Below are 8,850 nucleotides of genomic sequence, written 5' to 3'. Positions count from 1 at the left end.
AACGCTCGGCTGGGAAACCCCAGCCGAGCGCCTGTCTAAACTGCTCGCGGCCTGAACAACCGACCACGTGTTGCAACGACCCCTCGAATTCGCCGAGTGCCCCGGGGCTTCGCCCTGCGGTCACCCGCCCGACGACCGCGAGGAGACCGCCATGCACGACCACCGCAAGCTCGGCCGCGAACTGGGCCTGTTCGACACCGACCCGCTGATCGGCGCGGGACTGCCCTACTGGCTGCCCGACGGCGCCGCCGTGCGCCACACCCTGGAGGAGTACGTCCGCACCGCCGAACGGCGGGCCGGATACCGGCATGTGTACTCGCCGGTGCTCGGCAAGCGGGAGCTGTACGAGATCTCCGGGCACTGGTCGCACTACAGCGACGACATGTTCCCGCAGATGGACCTGGGCGGGGAACAGGTCGTGCTGCGGCCGAGCCTGTGTCCGCACCACGCCGTCATCTACCGCTCCCGCTCGCACAGCTACCGCGAACTGCCGCTGCGCATGGCCGAGCTGGGCGGCATGTACCGCTCCGAGCTCTCCGGAGTGCTCGGCGGACTGACCCGGGTGCGTTCCATCCAGCTGAACGACGCACACATCTTCTGCACCCCGGACCAGGTGGCCGAGGAGGCGCGCGCCGCCCTGGAGCTGATCGGCGCGGCGTACCGCGCACTGGGCATCAGCGCGGCCCGCCACCGGCTCTCCCTCCCGGGCGCGGGAGGCAAGTACGTCGACGATCCCGGGATGTGGCAGAAGTCCACCGCCCTGCTGACCGAGGTGCTCGACCGCTCGGGAGTGCCGTACGAGGCGGCCGAGGGCGAGGCGGCGTTCTACGGTCCCAAGATCGATGTCCAGGTCGTCGACGGGGCCGGCCGGGAGTTCACCCTCTCCACCGTCCAGATCGATTTCCATCAGCCGGGCCGGTTCGACCTGCACTACATCGGCGCCGACGGTGCGAAACACCGGCCGGTCATGATCCACCGCAGCATCATCGGCAGTGTGGAGCGAGCCGTCGCCCATCTGATCGAGGTGCACGGCGGGGCCTTCCCCGCCTGGCTCGCCCCCAGCCAGCTGGCGATCCTCCCGATCTCCGACGCCGAACTGCCGGACGCCGAGGCGCTCGCCCGGAAATGCGCGGACCTGGGGCTGCGGGCCGAGATCGCCGGACCGGAACGCGGCACCCTCGGCGCCCGCATCCGGGAAGCCCGACTGGTGCCGGGCCAGGCGGTCATCGGAGCGAGGGAAGCCGCCGAGGGACAGGTGGCGCTGCGGCTGCGCGACGGGACCCGGCTGGAGCCACGGCCCGCGGACGGTGTTCTCGCGCGGATCGCCGCCCTCGTGGAGGCGCACGCCATCGAACTCCGGATGTAGCCACCCGGGCGGAAGCGGCTCACCGGAGCGGACCGCCGGAGCGGGACGGCGCACTCCGGCGGTCCGCTCCGGCGCGCGCTCGACCGTGGCCGAACGGCCGGGGCCGGTCAGACCTCGTCCAACAGCGCGGCGGACAGGCGGAGTTCCCCGGCACGGCGGACGAGCACCGCGTCGTCGCCGCGATCGGCGGGTGCCGATGCCATCAGGGCGAGCCGGTCACGCCGGCTCGAACCGGTCAGCGGCACGGCCACGGTGTTCATGCCCCGGACCGACTCCCCGCGGCTGAGCGCGTATCCGACGGAGCGGATCTGCTGGAGCTCGGCGAGCAGCGCGGAGCGCGAGGTGACGGTGGACGGCGTGGCCGCGGGCAGCTCCTCGTGCGGGTAGAGCGAGCAGACCTGTTCCGGCGCCATCCGGGAGAGCAGCAACTTCCCGCCCGACGTGGCGTGGGCGGGGTGCGTGGTGCCGGGTTCCGGCATCACCCGTACCGGCTGCGCGGACTCGCGGCCGTCGGTGACGATGATCCGGTCGCCGATCAGCGCGGTGCACTGCACGGTCTCGCCGGTGCGCAGCGCCGCGTCGTCCAGCACCGCCGCGAGCCGTTCACGGACGGCCGGGCCGAATCCCGCCGGGCTGCCGAGCCGGACCAGCTCCGGTCCGGCCGAGTAGCCGCGGCCGGAGAAGTCCCGCGTCGCGAAGCCGCGTCCTTCCAGGGTGCTCAGGACCCTGTGCGCGGTGGACCGGCCCACGGAGAGCAGTGCGGCGGCCTCGGAAACGGTGAGCGTGTCGTGGGTGAGGAAGAGCTGCATCAACCGGAGCCCGGTGTCCAGCGATTCGATGGTGTAGCCACGATTCGACCCCATGGTGTGTCGGTTCCCCTTCGGTCCAGGTGTGCTCAGCGGTGCGTGGGATGCCGGTCCGTACCGTCCGTCAGTTCGGTGACCGCACCGTCCACCCGCTCCCGAGTCATGAATGCGTTGCTTTCGATCCGGTTCGATCACATGTGCGCCTGTCCTGTATCAAGGGGCGGATGAGTATGCCTGACAGGGACACAACCCGCGAACTCGCTTGAAGTAACCGTATGTTGTCCCGTTCTCCGGTACGAGTGCCTTGTCCTCGCACCGAACCACCTCTGCCGTAACTCCTTGTGCACGCATGACGGCGGTGCGTGCAAAAACTCGTGAGTGTATTACCGCTGGAGCTCTTGCGCAGGGGGTTGGGTGAATGTGCCGAAGCACTGATTCGATCTGACTAAGCTCACGCACAGAGAAGCCGAGTTGATATGAATTCGAGCGCTTGTTCCCGACTGCCCTGCAAGCGTGCATACCTCCCGAATCAACCGCCAGAGGTCTTAGATGGTTCGTGTTGAATCACCGCCGATCGACCGAGAACCCTCCGTCGCTCGTGCCGTGCTGCTGCCCGTGTCCCTGATGGGCGGCGCCACCGCCGCCGCGGCGGCACTGGTTTCCACGGCCGCGCGGATACCAGTCGTCTGGTGCGGTGCCGTCGCCACCGTCGTGGTAGCCGCCCTGAGCGTCCAACTCGCCCGCCGGGCACGCGAGCTGCGTACCCAGCGCGCGGTGTACGAACGGCGCTTCGCCGACCTGGAGCGGCGCATCGCCACCCATGACGACGAGACCGTGCGGATCAGCAAGGAGCTCCTGCCGGCCGCCATCCACCGGCTGCGCGTGGGCAATTCGCCCGAAGAGGTGCTACGCGACGTCGTCGACGCGGACGAGCTGTACCGCGATCTGCCCGACGCCCAGCGCACCCTCGTCTACACGGTGCTGCACATCATCGACAACGAAGAGGCGATGCGTGACTCCGCGCAGCGCGCCTTCGTCAACGTCGCCCGGCGCGTCCAGGCGATCGTCCACCGCCAGGCGAGTGAACTGCGCGAGATGGAGGAGCACCATGGACGCAACCCCGACGTCTTCGACGACCTGCTCCGCATCGACCACGGCACCGCGCTGATCGGCCGCCTCGCCGACTCCATCGCGGTACTCGGCGGCGCCCGTCCCAGCCGTCAGTGGCCCAAGCCCGTACCGCTGTTCAGCGTTCTGCGCGGCGCCATGTCGCGGATCCTGGAATACCCCCGCGTCGATCTGCACTCGATCGCCAAGGTCGCCATCATCGGCACCGCAGTCGAGCCGCTCATCCATGCCTGTGCCGAACTCCTCGACAACGCCACCCGATACTCGCCCCCGCAGACCCGGGTGCACGTCACCGCCGTCGAGGTGCAGACCGGCATCGCCATCGAGATCGAGGACGGCGGTGTCTCGCTCAGCGAGGAGGCCCGCTCGCGGGCCGAGAACATGCTCGCCAGGGCCCAGGCCGGCTCCAACATGAACGACCTCGGCGAGTCCCCGCGCCTCGGCATGGCCGTCGTCGGCCGGCTCTCGCGGATGTACGACCTCCAGGTCTCGCTGCGGCAGTCCGCGTACGGCGGTGTCCGCGCCGTGCTCATCGTGCCCCGCGCCATGATCACCACCGGACCCGCTCCCGGTATCGCCCACGGCATCGGTGCCACGTCGAGGCCCACCAGCGACATCGACCAGGAGGCGATGAAACACGTAGTGCCGGCCCGCCGCCGCAAGCCCCGTACCCCCGTGGCACAGCGACCCGCCACCGGGCCGGTCGCGCCTGCCACCCGGCCGGTCCTCCCCCCAGCCGCCATGGAGGACGACGTCCCCGTGGTGACCGAATGGACCGCGGGCGGGCTCCCGCAGCGCCGCAGCCGCGGCAGGGCGCCCCTCGGCTCGCACAACCTCCCGGCCCAGCCAGCCGACCCCGCCGCAGGCCAGCGCAACGGCCACACCAACGGCCACACCAACGGTCACGGGCCCGGCGGATCCGGCGGCAAGGAACAGCCGCCCGGACTCTGGCTGGAGGCCTTCACCAACGCGGTCAACGGTGTGCCGCAGGACCCGAAGACCGACGAAGACTCTGACGATGCGTGGGACAAGGGAGACCTGAAGTGATCCAGCAGCGGGGAAACATGGACTGGATGCTCAAGGAACTGGCCGACGACGTACCGGACATCCACCAGATCGTGGTGCTCTCCGCCGACGGTCTGCGCATCGCCCGGCACGGCGGAGATCCCGATGTCGCCGACCGCCTCGCGGCGGCCTGCGCCGGACTGCAGAGCCTGGCCGCCGCCGTCGCCTCCGAGATCCCCTACAGCGACGGGCTCATGCGGCTGGTTGTCATCGAGGTCACCGGCGGCTTCTTCTACCTGATGGCCGCCGGAACGGGTGCCTACCTCGCGGTGCTCGCCGGTGAGACGGTCGACGCGGGGCTCGTCGGCTCGCGGATGCGCGACATGGTCGTCAGGATCGGTGCCCACCTGACGAGTCCGCCGCGCCATGACGGGCAGGCCGGATGAACTCTCCCCGACGAGAACGCCGAAAGGCCGATCCGGCACTGAGCGATCCGGAACGGCTGTACGTGATCAGCGGCGATCCCGACGGCAGCGAGAGGGCACAGCTCGACCTGGTCACGATGATCGTCGCCCAGGCAGAGCCGTCACCGACGGTCCAGCCCGAGCAGGCCGTGATCCTGCGGCTCTGTCAGGCACCGTTATCCGTCGCCGAGATCTCGGCATATCTCGGTCTGCCCTTCAGCGTGGTGACCTCGCTCCTCACCGAACTTCTCGCTGCCGAGCTCATCGAATCGCGCGCACCCATCGTCCGCGCCACTCTCCCGGACAGGTCCCTTCTCGAAGCGGTGATGCATGGACTTCAGAAGCTCTGACACGATCACCGGCCCCCGGCGCGAGGACATCCTTCCCACCACGGCGACAGCCGCGGTGAAGGTCGTGATCGTCGGCGGGTTCGGGGTCGGCAAGACGACCATGGTCGGTTCCGTCAGCGAGATCCGGCCGCTGACCACCGAGGAGACCATGACCCAGGCCGGTGTCGGCGTGGACGACAACTTCGGGGTCGAGAGCAAGACCGCCACCACCGTCGCCATGGACTTCGGTCGGATCTCCATCAGTGAGGAGCTGATCCTCTATCTGTTCGGCACCCCGGGCCAGGAACGGTTCTGGTTCCTGTGGAACGGGCTGTTCGAAGGTGCCCTCGGCGCGGTGGTCCTCGTCGACACCCGGCGCCTCGAAGTCAGCTTCGACGTCATCGGGAGACTGGAGGAGCGCGGCGTGCCGTTCGTCGTCGCCATCAACACCTTCCCCGGTGCCCCGAAGCACCCCGTCGAGGCGCTGCGGAGCGCCCTGGACCTCCCCGAAGAGGTCCCGATGATCGACTGCGACGCCCGACTGCGCGGCTCCAGCCGCGATGTGCTGATGACCCTGATGCGCTATCTGCACAGTCTGGCCCTCCCGCTCGCCTGACCGCAGCCCCACCCGCACCTCGCGCATCCCTGTCCGTCCGGATACTTGGCCTGATCCCTGGAGCGATCGTGACAACCCCATTCCACTACGAGCCCGGAGCGGCCCCCGGGCCGGTTCCGCCCCCCGAATGCCCGGCCCACGGCCTCGGCATCGGCCCCGGCGGAGTGCGCCGGCTCTACGGCCCGGAGGCCGAACGGGACCCCCACGGGCTCTACGACAAGCTGCGCGTCGAACACGGCACCGTGGCCCCCGTGTTGCTGCACGGGGACGTACCCGCCTGGCTGGTCCTCGGACACAGCGAGAACCTGCACATGACCCGCACCCCCTCGCAGTTCTCCCGCGACTCCCGGCGGTGGCGGGCCCTGCAGGACGGCAGCGTCGCCCCGGACCACCCGCTGGCCCCGATCTTCACCTGGCAGCCGGTGTGCGTGTTCGCCGACGGGGCTACCCACGAGCGTCTGCGCGGCGCGGTCACCGACAGTATGGGCCGGATCGACACCCGCGGCGTCCGCCGCCACGTCAACCGCTTCAGCAACCGGCTCGTCAACGAATTCTGCCAACAGGGCCGCGTCGACCTGGTCTCCCAGTTCGCCGAGCGGCTGCCGATGATGGTGATGTGCGCGGTCATCGGCATGCCCGAGGAGTACAACGACCGGATGGTCCAGGCCGCCCGCGACATGACCCGCGGCACGGCGACGGCCGTCGCGAGCAACGCCTATGTGCTCGACGCGCTGACCCGGCTCGTCCAGCGCCGCAGGCGCGAACCGGCGGACGACTTCGCCACCTGGCTCACCGAGCACCCCGCCGGGCTGAACGACCAGGAGGTCAGCGAGCACCTCCGGCTGATCCTCATCGCCTCCTACGAGGCGACCGCCAACCTGATCGCCAACGTCCTGCGGATGGTGCTCACCGATCCGCGATTCCGGGCCAGGCTCAGCGGCGGTCACATGACGGTGCCCGAGGCGGTCGAGCAGACGCTGTGGGACGAGCCGCCGTTCACCGCGGTCTTCGGCCGCTGGGCGGTCGGTGACACCGAACTCGGCGGCAAGCAGATCAAGGCCGGCGACGCGCTGATCGTCGGCATCGCACCGGCCAACGCCGACCCGGTGGTCCGGCCCGATCCGGGCTCCGACATGGCGGGCAACCGGGCCCACCTCGCGTTCAGCGGCGGCCCCCACGAATGCCCCGGACAGGACATCGGACGGGCCATCGCGGACGTCGGCGTGGACGCCCTGCTGATGCGGCTGCCCGACCTCGAAATCGCCGTCGAGGAGAGCGAGCTGAGCTGGGTCGGCAACATCATGGGCCGGCACCTGGTGGAGCTGCCGGCCGACTTCGCCTCCCGCCCGCCGCAGGACGACAAGGAACCGCCGTCCATGGGCAGGCCCAACCCGCCGCGCCAGGACTGGGAGGTCCAGTCGACGGTCCGGCACACCGCACCCACGCCCGGACGTGCCTCGGCCGCCGCCTCGATGAGTGCGACATCCACGGCCACCGCCGTAGACGACTCCGGGAGCCCCGCAGCCGCCTCCGCCGTCGGCGGGATCCCGCAGCAGCGCGGCGAATCCGCACCGGCGAGGCTGTGGCGCGCCGTCTCCCGGTGGTGGAGCGGCAACTGAGCCGACACCCGCCGGGAGTGAAGGCAGCACCGGCGTACGGCCCGGTGGCAGAGGACCTCCGGGTCCGCTGCCAGCGGGCCGTACGCCGTACCCGGCCATTGGGTGAACGCCGCCGCCCGAGGTCGCTCAGCCCGGGACCGGGCCCACCCCCGTACCATGCACAAGCGTGAAGCTGACAATTCTGGGCGGCGGCGGATTCCGGGTTCCACTCGTCTACGGGGCGCTGCTCGCCGATCACGCCGAAGGCCGCGTGTCCGCGGTCACCCTCTACGACACCGACGCCGACCGGCTCACCGCCGTGGCCCGGGTGCTCGGCGAACAGGCCGCCGGCGTCCCGGACGCACCAGCCGTCACCGCCACCACCGAGCTCGACGAGGCGCTGCGCGGCGCCGACTTCGTCTTCTCGGCGATCCGCGTCGGCGGCCTCGAAGGCCGGGCGGCCGACGAACGGGTCGCCCTCGACGAGGGCGTACTCGGCCAGGAGACCGTCGGCGCGGGCGGCATCGCGTACGGACTGCGCACCGTGCCCGTCGCCGTCGACCTCGCCCAGCGCATCGCGCGGCTCGCCCCCGAGGCCTGGGTCATCAACTTCACCAACCCGGCGGGCCTGGTCACCGAGGCCATGTCCCACTACCTGGGCGACCGGGTCATCGGCATCTGCGACTCTCCGGTGGGGCTCGGCCGCCGCATCGCCCGGGTGCTCGGCGCCGACCCCGACCGGGCCCGGATCGACTACGTCGGGCTCAACCATCTGGGCTGGGTCCGCGGACTGTACGTCGACGGCCGGGACGAGCTCCCGAGGCTGCTCGCGGACCCGGAGCTCCTCGGCTCCTTCGAGGAGGGCAGGCTCTTCGGCACCGACTGGCTGCGGTCGCTGGGCGCCGTCCCCAACGAGTACCTGCACTACTACTACTTCAACCGGGAAGCGGTCCGCGCCTACCAGGACGCCGAGCAGACCCGCGGCGCCTTCCTCCGCGAGCAGCAGGAGGGTTTCTACGCCCGGATGAAGGACCCCGCCACCCCCGCCCTGTCCGCCTGGGACCGCACCCGCGCCGAGCGCGAAGCCACCTACATGTCGGAGAACAGGGAGGTCGCCGGGGTCGGCGAGCGGGAGGAGAGCGATCTGGAGTCCGGCGGCTACGAGCAGGTGGCGCTCGCCCTCATGCGGGCCGTCGCCCGCAACGAACGGACCTCGCTCATCCTCAACGTCCGCAACCGCACCACGCTCCCGGTGCTCGACGCGGACGCCGTCATCGAGGTGCCGTGCCTGGTCGACGCCAATGGCGCCCACCCCGTCGCCGTCGAGCCGCTGCCGTATCACGCCGTCGGGCTGGTCACCGCGGTCAAGGCCGTCGAGCGCGCGGTGCTGGACGCGGCGGCGAGCGGCTCCCGCAGCGCCGCCGTGAAGGCCTTCGCCCTGCACCCGCTGGTCGACTCGGTGACCGTGGCGGGACGCCTCGTCGACGGCTACACCAAGGTCCACCCCCAACTCGCCTATCTGAACCGTCCGTAGCGGT

The 8,850-nt window shown here is 70.5% G+C and carries 8 protein-coding genes; 7 read left to right on the top strand and 1 reads right to left on the bottom strand.

Annotation, left to right across the window (positions count from 1 at the left end):
- The first annotated feature begins 151 nt into the window (after positions 1-151).
- Entirely contained in the window at positions 152-1,366 is a 1,215-nt protein-coding gene (gene thrS / locus ACIRJP_RS27205; protein ID WP_404179297.1) for a threonine--tRNA ligase, read from the top strand.
- A 107-nt stretch (positions 1,367-1,473) separates the two neighbouring features.
- Here thrS and ACIRJP_RS27200 read toward each other — a convergent pair whose 3' ends face one another.
- On the bottom strand, positions 1,474-2,229 hold the full coding sequence (locus tag ACIRJP_RS27200) for an IclR family transcriptional regulator (RefSeq protein WP_404179281.1): 756 nt from the start codon (positions 2,227-2,229) through the stop codon (positions 1,474-1,476).
- A gap of 492 nt (positions 2,230-2,721) precedes the next feature.
- Between ACIRJP_RS27200 and ACIRJP_RS27195 the strand changes: the two genes are divergently transcribed.
- The 6 genes from ACIRJP_RS27195 (at position 2,722) to ACIRJP_RS27170 (ending at position 8,846) form a co-directional block, all read left to right on the top strand.
- Complete coding sequence (locus tag ACIRJP_RS27195; RefSeq protein ID WP_404179278.1) at positions 2,722-4,347, top strand: sensor histidine kinase; 1,626 nt, start codon at positions 2,722-2,724, stop codon at positions 4,345-4,347.
- Positions 4,344-4,751 carry a roadblock/LC7 domain-containing protein gene (locus tag ACIRJP_RS27190; protein WP_093896207.1) on the top strand — a complete coding sequence of 136 codons (408 nt, stop codon included), beginning with the start codon at positions 4,344-4,346 and terminating at the stop codon, positions 4,749-4,751. The genes ACIRJP_RS27195 and ACIRJP_RS27190 overlap by 4 nt, the downstream gene beginning before the upstream one ends.
- A complete protein-coding gene (locus tag ACIRJP_RS27185; RefSeq protein WP_351259810.1) occupies positions 4,748-5,119 on the top strand; it encodes a DUF742 domain-containing protein in 372 nt (123 codons plus the stop codon). Before ACIRJP_RS27190 ends, ACIRJP_RS27185 begins: the two co-directional genes overlap by 4 nt.
- Positions 5,100-5,714, top strand: coding sequence for a GTP-binding protein (locus ACIRJP_RS27180; RefSeq protein WP_404179274.1), 615 nt, complete (start codon positions 5,100-5,102; stop codon positions 5,712-5,714). Before ACIRJP_RS27185 ends, ACIRJP_RS27180 begins: the two co-directional genes overlap by 20 nt.
- Before the next feature lie 68 nt (positions 5,715-5,782).
- On the top strand, positions 5,783-7,333 hold the full coding sequence (locus tag ACIRJP_RS27175) for a cytochrome P450 (RefSeq protein ID WP_404179271.1): 1,551 nt from the start codon (positions 5,783-5,785) through the stop codon (positions 7,331-7,333).
- Positions 7,334-7,499: 166 nt separating this feature from the next.
- Complete coding sequence (locus ACIRJP_RS27170; RefSeq protein ID WP_404179268.1) at positions 7,500-8,846, top strand: 6-phospho-beta-glucosidase; 1,347 nt, start codon at positions 7,500-7,502, stop codon at positions 8,844-8,846.
- Positions 8,847-8,850: the final 4 nt, after the last annotated feature.

Origin of the sequence: Streptomyces sp. NPDC102437 (assembly GCF_044765565.1) — a bacterium.
In the GTDB taxonomy this organism is placed as follows: domain Bacteria; phylum Actinomycetota; class Actinomycetes; order Streptomycetales; family Streptomycetaceae; genus Streptomyces.
Note: the sequence above shows the minus strand (reverse complement) of the source record. Positions and strands in the feature narration are given on the sequence as shown.